This window comes from Candidatus Polarisedimenticolia bacterium, from assembly GCA_035764505.1.
Classification (GTDB): Bacteria; Acidobacteriota; Polarisedimenticolia; order Gp22-AA2; family AA152; genus AA152.
On the sequence record DASTZC010000281.1, the window covers coordinates 1 to 17577 of the forward strand.

The window sequence follows — 17577 nt, forward strand, 5'->3', positions numbered from 1 at the left end:
GAGGCGATCCTGTCGCGCTACCTGCTGGAGCAGATCGAGCAGCGTCCCGAGCTGCTCGGCGGGCAGAAGCTTGGGCGCGACGGCACGCTGGACGATCGATTGATCGCCAAGGCGGCCCGCAGCCTGCGGGAGGGTTCCGAAGAGGGACTGGTGGACGGGCTTAACGAGATCCTGTATGCGGAGCTGCTGGCGATCCGCCGCACCTTGGGCCCGCAGCACGAGGGCCGGGCGGTCCAGGGACTGCGCGAGCTCGGTCTGCAGCCCATCACCGGCCCGGAGGCCCCCATGGCCTCGCCTGCGAAGGCCTGACGCGTGGTCACGCTGCTGCGTACTTCCGGTATTCTCGTTCTGGTGGGCGCGGTGCTGTGGATGGTCATCTCCGAGATGGTCCTCGGTGAGGGACGCGGCTCCCAGGTGCGCTTCCTGCTCGGCGCCGGAGTCCTCCTGCTGGCGTCCAGCTTCGCCGTTTCGATGTTTACGCGGGTCAGTAGCAAGATGGCCGGAAAGCGCTGTCCGCGGTGCGGCAAGCCGGTGCAGCAGGGGCACATCTACTGTGCCGACCACCTGAAAGAAGCGGTGAACCAGTTCCGCGACGCCCAGCGGAAGAAAGGCGATCTGGGTTGAGCTCCGGCGCGCCGCCGGAGCGGCCGATCGCCGTCGTTGTCATGGGTCCCACCGCTTCCGGGAAGAGCGAGATCGCGACGGCGCTCGCACGCCGTCTCGGGGGCTGGATTCTCAGCGTCGATTCGATGGCGGTCTATCGCGGGCTGGACATCGGCACGTCGAAGCCGCCCGCGGAGGTCCGCCGGGAGATCCCGCACCGCGGGCTGGATCTGGCCGAGCCGGGAGAAGATTACTCGGTCGGAGATTTCGTGCGCGCCGCGGATGCCGCTCTGGAGGAGATGCGCGCCGCCGGAGTGCTGCCGATCCTGGTGGGCGGGAGCGGCCTTTACCTGCGAGGGATCCTGAAGGGGGTGTCGGAGCTGCCGCGCCGCGACGCGGTGGTGCGGCGGCGGCTGCGGGAACTGGAGGAGGCCGAGGGGACGGAGGCGCTGCACCGGCTGCTGCAGCGGCAGGACCCGGCTTCAGCACGCCGCATCGCCCCGACCGACCGCCAGAGGGTGGCGCGCGCGCTGGAGCTGGCGGCCTCGGGCGTCACGGATGTCGTCGGCAAGCCGCGCGGCGAATGGCTGGGCCCCGATCGATTCCCCAGCGTCAAGATCGGGCTGCGGCGCGGGCGCGAGGATCTGGCGAGCCGGATCCGGGAGCGGGCGGAAGGGTTTCTCGGGGCGGGAATGCTGGAGGAGACGCGCCGTCTGCTGGCTCGACCCGGTGCGCCGGGAAACGCCCTGAAGGCGCTCGGCTACCGCGAGCTGGCGGCGCACCTGCGCGGGGAGTGCGACCTGCCGGCGGCCCGTGAGGCGATGGTTCGGGCGACCCTGCAGTACGCCAAGCGCCAGATGACCTGGTTCCGCAAGGAGCAGGACGTGCGCTGGTTCGACCTGGAGGGCCCGGCCTCCGCGGCGGCGCAGCGCATCGGCGATTACGTGGCCGAGCGCATCGGAGATACGAGCCGGGGTTAGGGCGCCCGGTCGGGCGGGAAGGAGATTCCATGGACCGAGAAGACTCGCTGAACATCCAGAACGACTTTTTCAATCAGGCCCGCAAGGAGAAATCGCGCGTCCTGGTGTTTCTCAACAGCGGCAGGAAGATCACCGGGCGCATCAAGAGCTTCGACAAGTTCACCGTAATCCTGGAGAGCTCCCAGGGGGAGCAGATGATCTTCAAGCACGCCATCGCCACGGTGAGCAGCAGCAAAACGTTCGGAAACTTCATCAAGTTCGATCCCGCCTCCGGGCGGCCCAAGGAAGGTCCGCGGGACGCGCCGGCACCGGAAGGGGGCGCGTCGGACGAAGGCCCGCTTCCCGAGTAGGCCTCAGCGTCCGGAGGTCCCTTGGGATTCACCGCTGCGAACGTCGTCACCATCGGCCGGATGATTCTGGTCCCCGCCTTCATCATCCTGGTGGTGTCCAACCAGCCGGGCTGGGCCTTCGGGGTCTTCGCCGCGGCGGGCATCAGCGACGCGCTGGACGGCTTCGTGGCCCGGCGCTTCGGGCGGAGCGCGCTGGGGGCCTTCCTGGATCCGCTGGCCGACAAGCTCCTGATCACGGCCGCCCTGGTGGTTCTGTCGCTTCCCGACCATCCGGCCAGCTTTCCCGAGTTCACCCTGCAGAACCGCTTCCCGATACTCCTGACGATCCTGACGATCAGCCGGGACGTCCTGATCGTTCTGATCGCGCTCGGCATCCATCTCGCCACCGGGCTCACTCGCTTCCCGCCGACGGTGTACGGCAAGATCACCACGGCGGTACAGGTCGCCACCGTGTCGGTCATCCTGCTCTACAACACCCTCGGGGTGCGCTCCGAGGTGGTCGTGCCCGGCATGATCCTGCTGACCCTGGGGTGCACGCTGTTCTCGGGGCTGCATTACGTGCCGCATGCGGCGCGGCTGGCAGCCACCGCCTCGGCTTCCGAGCGCTAGCGACACGCCGCTGCAGCGCTGCGATCAGGAGCTCCAGCTCAGCTCGGCCTTGATGTTGATGTTGCGGCGGGGATCGGGAAAGAGCGCCTCATAGGTGCCGGCCTGCTGGGAGGAGAGGAAAGGAGGAGAGAGCGGCGCCTCGGAAGTGGCGACGACCTCACCCGAAGCATCGGTGAGCGTGATCCTGACCTTGATGTCGGCAGCCGGCCCCATCCCGGCGTTGTAGACCGAGCCCTTCACCTTCAGCCTGCCGTCGAGCGTGATTTCGTGGCTGTTCTCCACGAATTGCAGGTTGGCGCGCGCAATCTCGCGCAGCCGCTCGAGGCGTGGCGCCATCTCGATGGCGCGCGGGTGGCTCTGTCCTTGGGGTGAGTAGACCTCGGCGCTGGTGGAAAGGATCTTCGTGCCGCTGCCGCCGGTCTCGGCTTCCTCCCGCGGGAGGGGGGAAGCCGCGCCAGACGTGGCCTTCAGGATGGAGGCTTCCAGCGGCGGCGCGTCGGGTGCCAAACGCGTCTCGCCGTGCGATTGCCGCAGGAAACCCCACAGGGCGATCACCCCAAGAGCGACGATCGGCAGAAGAATCCAGACCCCCGACCAGGAGCCGGCCCCGGGTGGCATCGCCGCCTCGGGCCTGGCCGGGCGCGCCGGGGGCGTCGGGAGGCCGATGGGCGCGAGCAGCCGGTCGAGCTCGCGGATCAGCGTATCGTAGTCCTTCGGCCGATCTTCCGGGCGCTTGGCCAGCATCCTTTGGGTCAGCGTGACCAGAGGAACGGGGAGATCGGGACTGAACTGCCGCGGCGAGCGGAGCGGCTCGCGCACATGCTTCAGGATGATCGACACGGGAGTGGGGCCGTCGAAGGGGGGACGCCCGGTGACCAGCTCGTACAGCGTGGCCCCCAGCGAGTAGATGTCGGAGCGCAAATCGGCGGGAGCGCCGGAAGCCTGCTCGGGGGCCAGGTAGTTCGGCGATCCGAGGACCTCTCCGGTCAGCGTCAGCCCGGAGTCGGCCACGACCATCTTGGCCAGGCCGAAGTCGGTAACCTTGACGACCCCCTCGCGCGTCACCACCAGGTTGCTCGGCTTGATGTCACGATGAATGATGCCGCGGGCCGCGGCCGCTTTCAGGCCGACCGCCGCCTGGCGGATGAGATCGGACGCCCGCGCCGGGGCGAGCTTCCCTTCTTCCTTGAGGAGGGCGTCCAGCGGCCGCCCTTCGAGATACTCCATCGCGAAGAAAGGGCGCCCTTCGGCTTCACCGATGTCGTAGATCTGCGTCACATTGGGATGCGAGAGGGCGGCGACCGCCCGCGCCTCGCGCAGGAAGCGCTCGCAGAACCCCGGCTCCTTGGCCAGCTCCGGCTTGAGGGTCTTCACCGCCACGGCGCGGTTCAGCCGAACGTCCCAGCCTTGATAGACGATGCCCATTCCGCCGGCGCCGATCAGGCCGCGGATCTCGTAAGGCCCCAGAGTGGCCGGGGCCGCCGGAAGAGGAGCCGGCTCCGGGAGAGCCGCGCCGCGCGGGGAGTCGATGCGCTGCGTCGCATCGGTCGTGCCGGCGAGCAGCGGAAACTCGCGCCCGCAGGAGGCGCAGGTTGCCGCACTCCGGGAGGTCGGAAGCTCCTGGGTGCTGCGGCAGTAGGGGCAGCGGATGAGGGCCATCCCACCTCCGTTACGACTTCGTAATCACGGGCGCACGGACCCCGGGGCCGGAGCGCCGGGCCTGGATGGAATCTAGGCGTCGTCGAGGGGAAGTCAAACCGGAACAGGAGGTCAGCCGCCGAAGATCCCCTTCAGGATCCCCTTCTTGGATTCGGGGTGCAGCGCCTGGAGAGCGGTCTCGTTGGAGGGATCCCAGCCCAGCGCTTTCTGCAGGAACTCGTCGCCTCGCGCGGTCTGGCCCAGCTTGCGGTAGAGCAGGCCGAGCAGGGCGTAATTCTCGGCGCAGGTGGGGTTCAGCTCGATGGCCTTGATGAAGTTCTGTTCCGCTTCCCGGCGCAGCCGCGGATTGCGACTCTGCGTGATGGCCAGGTAGCGGCGGTACTCCTCGCGCGCGGGGTCTTGCTCGACCGCATGCGCGAAGCACGACAAGGCCCGGCTCATCTCGCTGCGCTCCAGGTGCGCCTTGCCGTGCAGGAAGTTCTGGCGCGCCAGATCGCTCGAGGAAGTCTCGGGACCTGTCTTGACGGCCACGGGCTGCAGGACCTGGTCGTATTCCTGGCGGCTCTCGGGCTTGGACAGCGTTGCGTAGGCCTCGGTGATGGCGGCGAACAGCTTCTCGGCCCGATGCTTGGTCTCCTCTTCCGCGAACTTGTCGGGGTGCAGGCGCTTCGCCAGAGAATAATAGGCGTGCCGGATCTCGGATTCGGAGGCTCCGGATTGTATCCCGAGGATCTGATAGAGATTCTGCCCCGTCAGTGCGGCGAAACGCTCCAGTACCTCCTCCACCGGCCCCGCGGGTCGCGTGGCTTTGGCGGGTGACGGACGCTGGGCAGGTCGCACGCGCACCGGAGCATCGGCGGCGACCGGGCGGGTCGGACCGGGCACGCCGGGCTCGCTTTCGGCGCCGTCCAGGCTGAGCAGTCCCGAGAGGATCAAGGCGCACAGCGCCCGTTCCGTCTCCTCGCTTCCGAGGGGACTCATGAGCGCGATCTCGCGCACCGTCAGGGTTCCATCGGCGCGCGACACGAGGAACCCCTCGGCGGGCGACAGCGGAACCTGATCTAGCGGCAGCGGGGGAGCGGTGTTCAGCCGGACGCGCGAGTCGCCCTCCCCCAGGGCGGACTTGAGACGATTCAAGTCGGTCGCCTGCCGCGCCAGGTCGAGGATGGCGATCCCGAGGCTGACGCCGGCGTCGTCGGGGTCGGAGAAAGGAAGCTCCCCTTCCTGGTACTCGTAGGCGGCGTCTTCCCAGCGCGAGGCAGACAGGAGGACTCTCTGGATCATCTCCCGCACCATCGCCTTGTGCTCGTCCGCGCTCAGGAACCCGAGGCGCACCAGGGCGGACCCCAGCAGCTCGCTGGACTGCTTGGCGGCGGTGGCGCGGCGCATCTGGTCGGGATTGAAGCGCCCTTTCTGCTTGAGGTGCTCGCTGAGGCTCTCCGCCATGAGGTTCGAGGCGGCGTAGCGGATCGTCCGTCCCTTGTCGATGAACAGCTGCCTCACGGTCGATCCACGCGAGATCTTCAGGGCGCCGGAGCGCCCGAGGCGCAGGATCCGCCCGAGCGCCAGGACCAGGCTCTGCTCCGCGAGCTTGCCGCCGGCCACCTCAGTGGCTCTCCGCGAACTGCTGGACCAGGCGATCCATCCATCCCTGCTGCAGGGTGGCGAAGCTCTCGCGGGTCGCTGCGGCCAGCGCCTCCTCGTCCGGCTCTCCCTGCTTCATCCGATCCAACGTCTCGAGGATCACCTCGAAAGGATAGCGGTCGACGAGGTAGCGGGTGAAGGAGAGCGCCGACGGATAGCTGAAGTTGTCGTACCAGGATTTCCCCTGGGTCGCCGCCAGGTCGCGCGCCAGGGTGCGCTCCTCGCCGGCGGAGATCGCCTTTCCTTCGCTGATCTGGGCCAGTCCCTCCTGCAGCCAGCGAGGGGCATTGCCGCCGCTCTTGCCCGCCACGAAGGCGTGCGTCAGCTCGTGAACCAACACGGCCCGCAGCGGCGGGGACAGGCTCTTCACGCCGCCGAGGGGAATGCGGATCTTGCCGTCGAACAGTCCCGCGACGTTCGCCGGCTCCAGCGTCACTTCGTGGAACTGCCGGGACGGATAGAAGATGGCGACCACGGGCGCGGAGGGGGCGAACTGATAGCGGCTCGAGAGATCGGAATAATCCTCCTCGAGGGCGTCGCGCAAGGAGGAAGCCAGCCCCTCGGACACCGGACCGGATCCGTCGTAGCGGAACGTGAAATGGGGCGATTCCTTGCGTGCGTACTCGCCGCCGACGGAGAACTCGCGGCGCGCCTTCTCCAGCCGGGCCGCGACGCGCGGATCGTCGAGCAGCGACAGGGAGAGCTCCCATTCCTCGATCGCCTCGCGCAGGCTTTCCTGCTCGTAGTGGACCTCGCCGAGCAGGTAGTGCAGCGACGGGTCCCTGGGAAAGGCCACCAGGCCTTCCTCGATCTGGGCCCGGGCGTACTGGTCCTTGCCCGCTCGCAAGTAGGCGGCCGACAGCCCGATGAGCGCCGGCAGGCAGCGCGAATCGTAGGTCAGGGCTTCGCCGAACCGTCCCTGCGCCGTCGCCAGGTCGTTACGATCGGCCGCCTCGCGTCCCAGGAGCGTCAGGACCAGCGCCGCCTGGCGGGAAGCCTGCTCGCGATCGGCGGAGGTGGAGCCGGCGGCGCGCTTCAGCTTTTCGGCGAGCTTCTCCAGATCGGCGGGCGACATCTCCTCCAGGTCGTCCTCATCGAGCGTCTCCACCTTGGGTGCGGCAGGGGGTCTGGCGTTGCCGTGCGTGCGCGCCGGCGGGATGGGCGGAGTCGCCGCGCGTGGCGACGGGGGCGGCACGGGCGCCGGGGAGGCCGGCGTGGCCGGCGCGGGGCTCGAGCTCTTGGCGGCGCTCGAAGCCGGAGCGGGGGTTGCCTCCACGGTCTTCTCGACGCGCTCCAGGAGCGACTTCGGGACGGTCACGCTGCCGCCGGCGATCTCGAAGATCAGGTTGTCGCCGCGGATTTCCCAGGACTCGACCTTCAGGCTGCGTCCATCTTTGAGGTGCAGGATGTCGGCCCATGCCGCGGCGGGAAACAGGAGGAGGCAGGCGGAAAGCAACAGATTTCGCGCGCACCCCGGTCCGCCCTGTGGCGCGGCGGGCGGCGTCAATTGCCCTCCGTCGCGGTGATCCGGCGCAGCGCGATGACCACGGGATGGATGCCGCCTTCCGCCAGGACCGGGGGAATGGCTGCCGCGGCGCGCTCGGCCTGGTCGATGGAGGGGTAGAAGCCGAAGCAGAGGCGGAAACACGACCGTCCCTGCAGCAGAAACGGAGTCACGAAGAACGGATCGTCGGGGTGCGTGCCGCGTGCCGCCTTGCGCAGCGACTCCTCCTGGCAGGCGATGGCAATCTGCAGGGTGAATGATTCGGCGTGGGGGCGGAGCGCCTGCGAGAAGGAGCGCGCCGCCGCCGCATGCTCGCCGGCATCCAGCTGTGCCCGGGCCTTGGCCCAGGCAGCGGATGTCACGGCACCGGCGCGCGGCGCCTCGACGCCGGGTGAGGATGCAGGAGACGCCGCCGGCACGGGTGGCGAAGCCGCCGAAGAGGCTGGGTGAGGCGCGGTCGTTTCGACGGGCGTGGCGGGGGAAGTCTCGACGGGAGCGCTTTCGGGCGTGCCGGCACCCGGCTCAGAGGTCTCGGCGGAGGGCGCCGCATCGGTGGCGCCCGAAGGTGGAGTCTGTGCCTGGGCCGTGGCTTCCTGCGGAGTCCCGGAGGGCGCCGAGGAGACATCCTCCGGGCTCGCCTCGGGAGCGGCGGTCTCGCTCGGCGGCGCCGTTTCGCTCACACCCGCGGTATCGGAGGCGCGGGCGGGAGCGCGGAGGAACACGAACCAGTAGGAAATCAGCGCCAGTAGGACGACGCCGCTCAGGATCGACAGAACGGTCCAGGGCCGGGAAGGCTCGCTGCGCGGCAGGTGCGCGGTCCGCAGGATGGGCACCTCTTCGCCGATCGGCTCGAGGGGGAAGCTTGCCGCTGCCGGGTGTGGAGCCTCCGGGGCCGTTTCCTCTTCCGCAGAGCTCGCCGAAGCAGCGCCCTGCTCGTCCTGAGCCGAAGAAGCGGACATGGAGAACGCGCTTTCGGCAGGCATGTCGCGAATCGAGGATGCGGCCGGGTGTGAAGTCAGCGGCGGCGGCAAAGGATCCCTCCTGGACGGCTCAGGGGGAGCCACGACATCACTCATCGGCGCTTCAGCGTCTTCGGGGTCATCGCGTATCGAGACGACGCGGATTGGCTCGGCCCCGGAAGAAGCTTCGGACGGGTACGGCTCCGGAGACGGCCTTGCGGCGGACAGCATCGCCTCGGCGTCCTCCGAAACCGCAACGGCTGCCGCTTCCGGCGTCTCTTCCACCGGAGGGTGCTCGGGGGTCAGCCGTCCCAGCAACGACAAGCCGTAGACAATCTTGCTGGCGGAGAAATCGTCCAGTCCCGCCGCCTGTCCGAAATCCCGGATCGCCATGGGATGCGGGAAGTGATCGATCAGCTCCTTCCATCGCCGCGGCAGGGGCGCGGTGTCGGCGCCGTTCCCGCCCGTCGCAGGGACATAGACGGTGTCCGGGGCTCCCACCTCGAGCAGCACGAAGCTCCGATCCGTCAAATCTCGGATCAGATCGAGCAGCAGCTCGCGAGTGTCGACGTTCAGCGAGGTGATCTCGCGCGGGAAGAAGCCCTCCTGGGTTTCGTAGCCGGCATCGGTGAGCGGCAGCACGCTGCCGACGATCTGCCGCAGCTGCTGGCGCGCGCCGGCGAACAGCTCGCCGCTGGTCAGGAAGCCCATCTGGACCAGGACGCGGGCCAGCGAGACGCCCGGCCGCGTCGATTTGCGCGCCAGGTCCATTTGCTCCGGCTTCAACTTTCCGGCACGGATCAGGATCGGCGCGAGATGGTCCGCCTGGTCGTTGGAGGATGCCATGGCGATCTCACCGCCCTGGAAATAGAGAAGCTTGAGTAGCGCCCCGCGGGACAGGCGCAGGGTTCCGTCGAATCGATTGCGGTGCAGGCGGGCGAGCAGCCGCGGGCAGGAGATCTCGGAGAGAGTGCCCGACTTCTTCACCGTTTCCATCGATCGCAGGTCCTCGGGATGGAACGCGACCGCCGCGGCAGGAAAGGGGGCTGGTCGTTCACTACCCGGGAAGTATAGTGTCGCCTCCAGGGGGTGTCAACCGTTCCGCGGCGACGGCCCGGTTCTGATAAGTGATGAGGACACAGTAAGTTCTAACAGTTTCGTCATGGTAGAATCCGGAGCGAACGAGACGACCTGCGAGCGCTCGAAAGGACCAGGATGAATCGGCACGAGGAATTCGAGGCCGTGATCGTAGGGAGCGGAATCGCCGGGCTGCGGGCCGCCGTAGAGCTGGCGGGTGCCGGCAGGAAGACGCTCCTGGTGACCAAGGACGATCCGACGCAGAGCAACACCGGCTATGCCCAGGGCGGCATCGCCGCGGCCTGGGCGGAGGACGACCGGGCGGAGCTGCACTACGAGGACACTCTGCGCGCCGGCGACGGGCTGTGCGACGAGCAGGCGGTCCGGGTCATGGTGGAGGAGGGACCGCCGCGCATCCGCGAGTTGATCGGCTGGGGGACCCGCTTCGATCGCGACCACGAGAAGCTGGCGCTGGCCCGCGAGGCGGCCCACAGCCGCCGGCGCGTGATCCATGCGGGAGGCGATTCCACGGGGGCGGAGATCGTCCGTTCCCTGCTCGCGCGCGCGCGCGGCCTGCAGGCGCTGACGGTTCGCGCCTCCACCTTCAGCGTCGATCTGGTCCTGCAGGACGGGCGCTGCGCCGGAATCCTCCTGCAGGACGAGACCAGCGGCGACGTCTACGCGGCGCTCGCCGGCTGCGTCCTTCTGGCCACGGGGGGTGCGGGGCGCCTGTACCGCGACACCACCAACCCGCCGCAGGCCACCGGGGATGGGGTGGCCATGGGCTATCGGGCCGGCGCCGTCGTCTGCGACCTCGAGTTCGTGCAATTCCATCCAACGGTCCTGATCGCGCCGGGGGCTCCGCGCTTCCTCCTGTCGGAGGCGCTGCGCGGGGAAGGAGCCGTGCTGCGCAACGGCGCAGGGGAGCGCTTCATGCGGCTTTATCATCCCGACGCCGAGCTGGCGCCACGCGACGTGGTGGCGCGCGGCATCGTCGAGGAGATGGCGCGAAGCGGCGAGGAGTGCGTCTATCTCGATCTCACCGGCCGCGACCCGCGGTTCGTGGAGGAGCGCTTTCCGAGCATTACCCGGACCTGCCTCGCCTTCGGCTTCGATCTGGCGCGCGACCGTGTCCCCGTGCGTCCCGCGGCGCACTACATGATGGGAGGATTGCAGACCGATCTGGACGGCCGGACCAGCGTGGCGGGGCTGTACGCCGCCGGGGAGGTGGCCTGCACCGGCGTGCACGGCGCCAACCGCCTGGCGAGCAACTCGCTGCTGGAAGGGGTCGTCTTCGGCGCGCGCGCGGCGGAGGCGATGCTGCAGGAGGCCGCGGCCCCGGCTCCTCGGGCAGCGGCGAAGCTGGCGACACCTCGATCCATTCCCGTCGAGGAGGCTGAGAGCCGGCGGGAGTCGGTTGCCGATCTCATGAGCGGCAACGCCGGCGTGCGGCGCCGGGGCGCCGATCTCGAGGCGGCCCTCGCCCGGTTGCGCGAGGGCTCGGTGCGACTCGCGTCGGTCCCCCTCCGGCGCGCCGGAGTGGAGGCCCGTAACCTGCTGCTGGTCGGAGAGCTGGTGGTGGCCTCGGCGCGCGAGCGGGAGGAAAGCCGCGGCGCGCATTTTCGCATCGATTTTCCGGAGAAGCGGTCCGCGTGGCGACGGCGCCTCGCCCGGAGCGCGCCGCCGGCGGAGGACCTGCCGCGGCTCGATTAGATGTCGCGCATCCGAAATCCCGTTACCTTCGGCCGCCGTCCATCAGAGCGACAGCGCGATGCTGTCGGTCCCGGCTTGTGGCGTTGTGTCTCGCTTGCGTAGCCACATGGGTACGAAACGCCGGCGGGTGGCTTCAGCGAATCAGATCGAAGGAGCGGGCCCAGCGGGTGCGCGTGAACAGGTGGGTGATCTTCGACCAGATCGCCAGCACCCGATCCACCAGCCCGGTCTTCAGGTAGGCGTCGCGCTCTTCCTCGTAGGACCAGAAGATCACGAAGGCGCGTCCCTTGATGTAGTCGCGCGGGACGAACCCCCAGGCGCGCGAGTCGCGGCTGTTGTCGCGGTTGTCCCCCATCGCGAAGAAGCTGTCGGGTGGGATCTTGGTGGGCGCGTAGTCATCGGCGTCGATGTTGGTGGATTGCGGGTAGATGTGCTGGACGTAGGGCTCTTTCTGCAGGACACCGTTGAGGAAGAGCTGGCGATGGCGGATCTCGACCACGTCGCCCGGAATGCCGATGACCCGCTTGATGTAGTCCTTCTCAGGCTCCTCGGGATATTTGAAGACGATGATGTCGCCGCGGCGGACGTCGCGGATCGGTAGCAGCTTGCGCTCCCAGGAGAAGCTGGTGGGAGCATAGACGTGCTTGTTGACCATGATGTAGTCGCCGATCAGGAGCGTCGGGATCATGGAGCCGGTCGGGATCTTCGACTGCTGGAAGACGAAGGTGCGGGCGAACAGCACGAAGATGACGCAGGTGACGATGGTCTCGAGATAGTCCCGCAGGATCCCCTTGGGCGGGGAGGATTCGGTGGCGGATGAGGCGGCGGAGGGCTCGCTCATCGCAGGAACGCGGCGACCTGCTCGACCGCCTGCTCCGGCGTGAGGGCCGTCGTGGTGATGTCCAGTTGTTGCGCTTCGAGCATCTGGTGGCTTTTGAGCGAATCCAGGAAGCGGTCCCAGAAGTCCCCCAGCAGGACGATCCGCGTACGGGGAAGAAGCCCGCTTCGGTTCAGCGCCCAGAGAAACGAGAGCTCCGCGAGAGTTCCGGATTTGCCGGACAGGATTATATAGGCGTCGGAAAGCTCTATCAAACGGCGGGTGCGCAGGAACAGGTCCGGCTCGTCGAGCGCTTCCGAGAGGTACGAGTTCGCCGGTCCGCGCGCGAAGGCCGCGGTGGTCACGCCGACCGAGGTCCCCCCGCCTTCACGGGCGCCGCGGCTCGCCGCTTCCATCACGCCGCCGTAGCCGCCGTTGACGACGCGCAATCCGGCGCGCGCCAGCAGCCATCCGCACCGCCGCGCCTGCTCGTAGAGGGCCTCTCCTTCCCGTGGCTCGGAGCTGCCGAACACGGCCACCGACTTCATGAGGTCCTCCCTCGCGGTCTCAGCGCTCAGGGAGCCTGTCTTTGAGGCGTCGCAGCTGCGAGGAGACGGCGCGCAGTCGGACCGACAGGGTCAGGATGTAGGCGGCCAGCGCGACCCAGATAATCGTGTAGGCCCAGAACAGGTAGTTCAGGTTCTTCATCTCAGGCTCCCGGGAGGCCTTCCCGCTCCCTCGCCTCGGCCAGGGCCTCCTGCAGCAGGCCGAGTCGGAATCGCAGACAGACAAGCAGGGTGAAGAACAGCGTCATGGTGAGCATGCACAGCAGGAACACCTTAAGCATGACCGGCTCCAGCCCCTCGCCGCCGCCCGCCTTGAACACGATGGGATGGTGTCCCCGCCAGATCTTCACCGAGAAGTAGATCAGCGGCACGTCAAGGAAACCGACGATTCCGGTGACGGCGCACAGCCGAGCGCCCTGCTCGGGCGTCTCGGCTTGCGAGCGCAGGATCAGATAGGCGACGAAGACCAGCTCGAGGACAAGGGTGGTGGTGAGCCGCGCCTCCCAGGTCCACCAGGTGCCCCAGGCGGGGCGCGCCCAGATCGGCCCGGTGAAAAGCACGATGGCGCAGAACAGGACTCCGAGCTCCGCCGCGGCGTGGGCCAGCGTGTCCCAGGTGCGGTTGCGCGTGGCGAGATAGAGGATGCTGGCGACGAAGACGATGAAGAACCCAAGGAACGCCACCCAGGCGGAGGGGACGTGGAAATAAAAGATGCGCTGCACCACTCCCATCGTCACTTCGTTCGGCACTACCCGGAAGACCCCGTACAAGCAGGCGATCATCAGGAGAAACACCGGAAAGAACAGGATCCGCTCGATGGCGTGGACGGTCTTTTCGAGGCGCTCCATGACGTCTCATTCCTCCAGGACGTGATCGAAGACCAGGACGCCGGCCGCCAGGAAGGCGGCCGCGAAGCAGGCGGACAATCCCAGCAGCGGCCCATAGGCGGCGAAGGAGCGCCCGACCAGGCAGAGCCGCGTGGCCTTGACTCCCCAGATGATCACCGGCGTCGCGGCCGGAAGGAGAAGCAGAGGCAGCATGAGCTCGCTGCGCCTCGTGCGCACCGACACGGCGGCGAACAAGGTCCCCAGGGCTGAGAATCCGGCGGCGTTCACGGCAATCACGGAAGACAACGGCAGCCAGGCGCCGGACAGATCATAGCCGAAGAACACCGCCGAAATCGGCAGGATGAAGACCTGCACGATGAGCACGAAGAGAAAATTGGCCAGGAACTTTCCCAGGAAGACCGAGCTGGGATCGCAGGGGCAGAGCGCCAGGGCGGTCAGGCAGCTTCTCTCTCGCTCAATCAGAAACGAGTTCTGCAGGCTCAGGACCGCCGAGAAGGTGAGCGTGATCCACAGGGCGCCGGCTCCGACGTCCTGGAAGCCGAGGCCGAGGCGCTGGAAGTCGAAGGCGAAATTGAAAATCACCTGGACGAGCAGAGCGAAGAAAAAGGCGGCCGTAAAGCTCTCTCGCGTGCGGACCTCCTGCCGGAGGTCCTTCATGCAGATGGTCAGCGCCGGCCAGCGGCTCTCCAAGCTGCAGGACCTCAAGCGCCCCGGCGGGCGTGCGTGGCGTAGGCCGCCTCGAGCGTCTCGAAGCCCGCCTCGTGGCGCGCCGACTGGTAGGCGAGCACGCCGCCGGAGAGAATCGCGACGCGCTCGGCGGCTTCGTACCCGGAGCGCAGATCGTGCGACGTGAAAAGAATCGCCTTGCCGGCTGCGCTCCGTTTCCGCAAAAGGATCGACAACGAAGCGGCGGCCTGCGGATCGAGCCCCGAGAAGGGCTCGTCCAGAAGGAGGAGGTCCGGATCGTTGACCAGGGCGCGGGCCACCGCCAGACGCTGCTGCATCCCTCGGGAGTAGCTGCCCACCAGATCGTCCTCGCGTCCCGAAAGGCCCACCTGCGCGAACAGGCTCCCGCAACGGTCGACCGTATCGCGTGCGCCGTACATGCGCGCGTAGAACAGCAGATTTTCCCGTCCGGTCAGACGCTCGTACAGCATGCTGTGATGGGAAAGAAAGCCGATGCGTGCCCGCCAGCGTCGGCGATCCTCGTGACCGGCGAGACGATTCCCATCCACCGCGATCTCGCCTTTCAAGGGCCTGAGCAGGGAGGCCAGGATGCGCAGGAGGGTCGTTTTCCCGGCGCCGTTCGGTCCGAACAGCGCCATCGACTCCCCCGGACGCATCGTCAAGCTTACCCCGCGCAACACCGGACGCAGGCCGAAGCCGAACTCCAGTCCCTTCGCCTCGACGAAGGGAGCGCTCAAAGAGCAGCCTTCCTCGGCTGGAGAGGATCGGGCGGTCCGGCGGGAGAGCGCTCGAGCCTTGCTTCGAGAATCTCAATCTGGCGCAGAATCTCGGCGGCCTCGCCCTGATAGCGCGACTTCAGCTCCTGATAGTCCTTGTCGGCCATCTTCCCCATGCGGAAGTCGAACTCCAGATCTCGCAGCGTGTCGTAGGCGACGTTGCGCAGGGCGAGAAGGTCCTTCAGCTCGGAGGCCAGGGCGTATTCTCCCCCCTGGAATTCCTCCTTCTGCAGGAACGGCAGGAGAATCCAGAATCCAAGGCCCAAGGAAAGTGCCAGGAACGCCACGATTGCCATCAGCGCTCCGACTGCTCCATCTCGGCTTGGACGCGTTTCAGATAGGAGGGATCGGGGGCCTTGATCCCTGAGGCGGGCAACGGCTGCACCAGCGGGGCCTCCCGCCAGGGAACGCGCGACCAGCGTCTCAGGACGACGAGAAGGAGCACCGCGCCCGCCAGCACTGCGGCGAAGGGGGCGAGCCAGCCGACAAGGTTGAAGCCCTCGGTCGTGGGAGCCGCAAGAATCTGCTCTCCGTACTCGTCCACGTACGCCTGAAGGATCTGAGCGGGGCTCTGGCCCGAGCGGAGGCGAGTGCCGACGTCGGCGCGCACCTGATCCGCCTTGCCGCAGGTGCAGTTCTTGACCGTGAGATTGTTGCAGCCGCAATCGCAGACGATCTGCGCGGTAATCTCATCCACCGGACCGCCGTCGGGTGCATCGGCGAAGGCGCCGGCCGCGCTCAGGGCAAGCAGCACGGCGACAAACAGCCGTCGAATGCTACGCAAGAGTGCGCTCCTCCACCAGGCGGGCCCGCGCAAGGAGGGCGCGCTCCCTGGCGTCGGGCCAGACGGCGACGTGCGTCCCGACGAAAATCACCATCCAGCCGATCCAGATCCAGTTGATCAGCGGATTGAGATAGGCTTTGAAGGTCGCCTGGCCGCTGTTCGGATCGAAGTCGATGAGGATCAGGTAGAGATCCTCGCGCAAGGTCGAGTGGATGTCGACCTCCGTCGAAGGCTGATTGAAGGCCTTGTAGAAGTTCCGTCCCGGGCGCAGGACCGCCACCGGATGTCCTGCCCGCTCCACCCCGAGGACGCCGATGAACGAATCCATGTTCGCGTCGCTGGTGGAGGAGGTGTCCTTGAAGGTGAGCCGGTAGGGCGACATGTCGAAAGATTCTCCCAGACGCAGCGAGAAGGTGCTCTCGCGCCGGAAGAACGAAGATCCCACTACGCCCATGAGAATCAGCACGACGCCAACGTGAACCGTGTAGCCTCCGTAGCGCCGGCGGTTCTTGCCGACGAGGTGCGCGAAGGCCGCAGGCAGCCGCTCCCCGGTGGAGAGATGTCGAGCGTGTGAGCCCCGGATGAATTCGTACGCCACGGTCCCCAGGACAAAGGCACAGAGCGTGAAAGCCACCAGCGGCGCGAAATCGCGCAATCCGCCGGCGAGCAGCACGACCAGAACCAGGGCGGCCCCCGCGGCGGGATAGAGGAAGATGCGCAGCAGGTGGTGTGCCGAGGCGCGACGCCAGGCGATCAGGGGGCATATTCCCGTGAGCGCGAGCAGGGCGAGCGCCAGGGGGAGATTGACCGTGTTGAAGAAAGGTGGCCCGACGGTGATCTTCACGCCGCGCACCGCCTCCGAGATTACCGGAAAGATGGTGCCCCAGAACACCGCGAAGCAGATCCCGACAAGAAGCAGGTTGTTGAACAGGAAGCTGCTTTCGCGAGACACGAAGGAGTCGAGCCTTCCCTCGCTCTGCAGGCGCGGCAGCCGCCAGACCAGCAGCGTCACGGAGAACGTCACCACGATCCCCAGGAAGACTGCGAGGACCGTGCCCACGCCGGACTTGGCGAAGGCATGGACCGAGGAGATCACACCGCTTCTTGTCAGGAAGGTTCCGAAGATTGACAGGCAGAAGGTGAGGAGAATCAGCCCCATGTTCCATACCTTCAGCATGCGCTTCTTCTCCTGGATCATCACCGAGTGCAGGAAGGCCGTCGCCGTGAGCCAGGGCATCAGCGCCGCGTTCTCGACCGGATCCCACGCCCAGTAGCCCCCCCAACCCAGCTCGATGTAGGCCCAGTAGCCGCCCAGCAGCAGCCCGACCCCCAGAAAGAGCCAGGCGAACAGGGTCCAGCGCCGAGTGGTGCGAATCCAGACGTCCCCGACCCTGCCCGACAGAAGCGCCCCCATGGCGAAGGCGAAAGGCACCGACACGCCGACGTATCCCAGATACAGCGTCGGCGGGTGTATCGCCATCAGTGGCGTCTGCAGCTGCGGGTTCAACCCATTGCCGTCGGGCGGGGTGAATCCCAGCAGATCGAACGGATTGCTCGTGAAATTCAGGAGGATGAGGAAAAAGGTGGTGATGCCGGAGAGGGTGGCCACGACGTGCGGCATCAAGGCCCGGTTCTGCCTGCGGTTTTGCGCGATCACAATGGCGGAGAACACCGATAGGACGAGAACCCAGAGCAGGAGCGAGCCGGCGTGCCCACCCCAGAAGGCGGTGAACTTGAAAAGCGGAGGCATCGCCCGGCTGGAGTACGAGGCGACGTACTCGACGTCGAAGCGGTCGCGCAGGAAAAGGGTCCACAGGGATACGGAGGCGGCGACCAGGGCGAAGGTGACGCCCAGCGAGCCGCGCTCGCCACTTTGCACCAGCGAGCGCGAGCGCGTCAGCGCTCCCAGCGCGCAGGCCACCAGGGACCAGGCTGCGAGAACCAGGGCCAGGATCAGACAGAGGCCGCCGAACTGTGGCATTTCAACTCCGGAATTCGGTC

General features: G+C 67.5%; 19 protein-coding genes. 6 read left to right on the top strand and 13 right to left on the bottom strand.

Annotated elements, in window-relative coordinates; genetic code table 11:
• From VFW45_18185 to VFW45_18205, 5 genes are all read left to right on the top strand, one after another.
• A partial coding sequence (locus VFW45_18185) for a hypothetical protein (GenBank protein HEU5182722.1) occupies positions 1 to 309 on the top strand: 309 nt, incomplete at its 5' end.
• A gap of 3 nt (positions 310 to 312) precedes the next feature.
• Positions 313 to 624, top strand: coding sequence for a hypothetical protein (locus tag VFW45_18190; protein ID HEU5182723.1), 312 nt, complete (start codon positions 313 to 315; stop codon positions 622 to 624).
• Complete coding sequence (gene miaA / locus VFW45_18195) at positions 621 to 1583, top strand: tRNA (adenosine(37)-N6)-dimethylallyltransferase MiaA (protein ID HEU5182724.1); 963 nt, start codon at positions 621 to 623, stop codon at positions 1581 to 1583. Before VFW45_18190 ends, miaA begins: the two co-directional genes overlap by 4 nt.
• 29 nt (positions 1584 to 1612) lie before the next feature.
• A complete protein-coding gene (hfq, locus tag VFW45_18200; protein ID HEU5182725.1) occupies positions 1613 to 1933 on the top strand; it encodes an RNA chaperone Hfq in 321 nt (106 codons plus the stop codon).
• Between the two features lie 21 nt (positions 1934 to 1954).
• On the top strand, positions 1955 to 2542 hold the full coding sequence (locus VFW45_18205; protein ID HEU5182726.1) for a CDP-alcohol phosphatidyltransferase family protein: 588 nt from the start codon (positions 1955 to 1957) through the stop codon (positions 2540 to 2542).
• 24 nt (positions 2543 to 2566) lie between these two features.
• Here the strand turns inward: VFW45_18205 and VFW45_18210 are convergent, their stop codons facing one another.
• The 4 genes from VFW45_18210 to VFW45_18225 all read right to left on the bottom strand — a co-directional run bounded on the left by VFW45_18210 (position 2567) and on the right by VFW45_18225 (position 9304).
• Positions 2567 to 4201 (bottom strand): serine/threonine-protein kinase, encoded by a 1635-nt coding sequence (locus VFW45_18210; protein HEU5182727.1) that lies wholly within the window; start codon positions 4199 to 4201, stop codon positions 2567 to 2569.
• A gap of 111 nt (positions 4202 to 4312) precedes the next feature.
• On the bottom strand, positions 4313 to 5806 hold the full coding sequence (locus VFW45_18215) for a DnaJ domain-containing protein (GenBank protein ID HEU5182728.1): 1494 nt from the start codon (positions 5804 to 5806) through the stop codon (positions 4313 to 4315).
• A gap of 1 nt (position 5807) precedes the next feature.
• The gene (locus VFW45_18220) at positions 5808 to 7301 is read right to left on the bottom strand and encodes a hypothetical protein (GenBank protein HEU5182729.1); all 1494 of its coding nucleotides are present in this window, start codon (positions 7299 to 7301) and stop codon (positions 5808 to 5810) included.
• A gap of 47 nt (positions 7302 to 7348) precedes the next feature.
• Positions 7349 to 9304 (bottom strand): DUF4388 domain-containing protein, encoded by a 1956-nt coding sequence (locus VFW45_18225; protein HEU5182730.1) that lies wholly within the window; start codon positions 9302 to 9304, stop codon positions 7349 to 7351.
• Between the two features lie 219 nt (positions 9305 to 9523).
• Between VFW45_18225 and nadB the strand changes: the two genes are divergently transcribed.
• Positions 9524 to 11098 carry an L-aspartate oxidase gene (gene nadB / locus VFW45_18230; GenBank protein HEU5182731.1) on the top strand — a complete coding sequence of 525 codons (1575 nt, stop codon included), beginning with the start codon at positions 9524 to 9526 and terminating at the stop codon, positions 11096 to 11098.
• Between the two features lie 133 nt (positions 11099 to 11231).
• Here nadB and lepB read toward each other — a convergent pair whose 3' ends face one another.
• From lepB to VFW45_18275, 9 genes are read right to left on the bottom strand one after another with little or no spacing between them, the layout of a single operon-like run.
• Complete coding sequence (gene lepB / locus VFW45_18235; protein HEU5182732.1) at positions 11232 to 11939, bottom strand: signal peptidase I; 708 nt, start codon at positions 11937 to 11939, stop codon at positions 11232 to 11234.
• Positions 11936 to 12463, bottom strand: a complete 528-nt coding sequence (locus tag VFW45_18240; protein HEU5182733.1) for an LOG family protein — start codon at positions 12461 to 12463, stop codon at positions 11936 to 11938. The genes lepB and VFW45_18240 overlap by 4 nt, the downstream gene beginning before the upstream one ends.
• A gap of 19 nt (positions 12464 to 12482) precedes the next feature.
• Positions 12483 to 12623, bottom strand: a complete 141-nt coding sequence (locus VFW45_18245) for a CcmD family protein (protein HEU5182734.1) — start codon at positions 12621 to 12623, stop codon at positions 12483 to 12485.
• 1 nt (position 12624) lies between these two features.
• On the bottom strand, positions 12625 to 13329 hold the full coding sequence (gene ccsA, locus VFW45_18250) for a cytochrome c biogenesis protein CcsA (protein ID HEU5182735.1): 705 nt from the start codon (positions 13327 to 13329) through the stop codon (positions 12625 to 12627).
• Between the two features lie 6 nt (positions 13330 to 13335).
• Positions 13336 to 14019: a heme exporter protein CcmB gene (locus VFW45_18255; protein HEU5182736.1), complete on the bottom strand. Its 684-nt coding sequence runs from the start codon at positions 14017 to 14019 to the stop codon at positions 13336 to 13338.
• A gap of 11 nt (positions 14020 to 14030) precedes the next feature.
• A complete protein-coding gene (gene ccmA, locus VFW45_18260; GenBank protein HEU5182737.1) occupies positions 14031 to 14753 on the bottom strand; it encodes a heme ABC exporter ATP-binding protein CcmA in 723 nt (240 codons plus the stop codon).
• Entirely contained in the window at positions 14750 to 15088 is a 339-nt protein-coding gene (locus tag VFW45_18265) for a hypothetical protein (protein ID HEU5182738.1), read from the bottom strand. The genes ccmA and VFW45_18265 overlap by 4 nt, the downstream gene beginning before the upstream one ends.
• Positions 15088 to 15576, bottom strand: a complete 489-nt coding sequence (locus VFW45_18270; protein HEU5182739.1) for a cytochrome c-type biogenesis protein CcmH — start codon at positions 15574 to 15576, stop codon at positions 15088 to 15090. The genes VFW45_18265 and VFW45_18270 overlap by 1 nt, the downstream gene beginning before the upstream one ends.
• On the bottom strand, positions 15569 to 17557 hold the full coding sequence (locus tag VFW45_18275; GenBank protein ID HEU5182740.1) for a heme lyase CcmF/NrfE family subunit: 1989 nt from the start codon (positions 17555 to 17557) through the stop codon (positions 15569 to 15571). Before VFW45_18275 ends, VFW45_18270 begins: the two co-directional genes overlap by 8 nt.
• Positions 17558 to 17577: the final 20 nt, after the last annotated feature.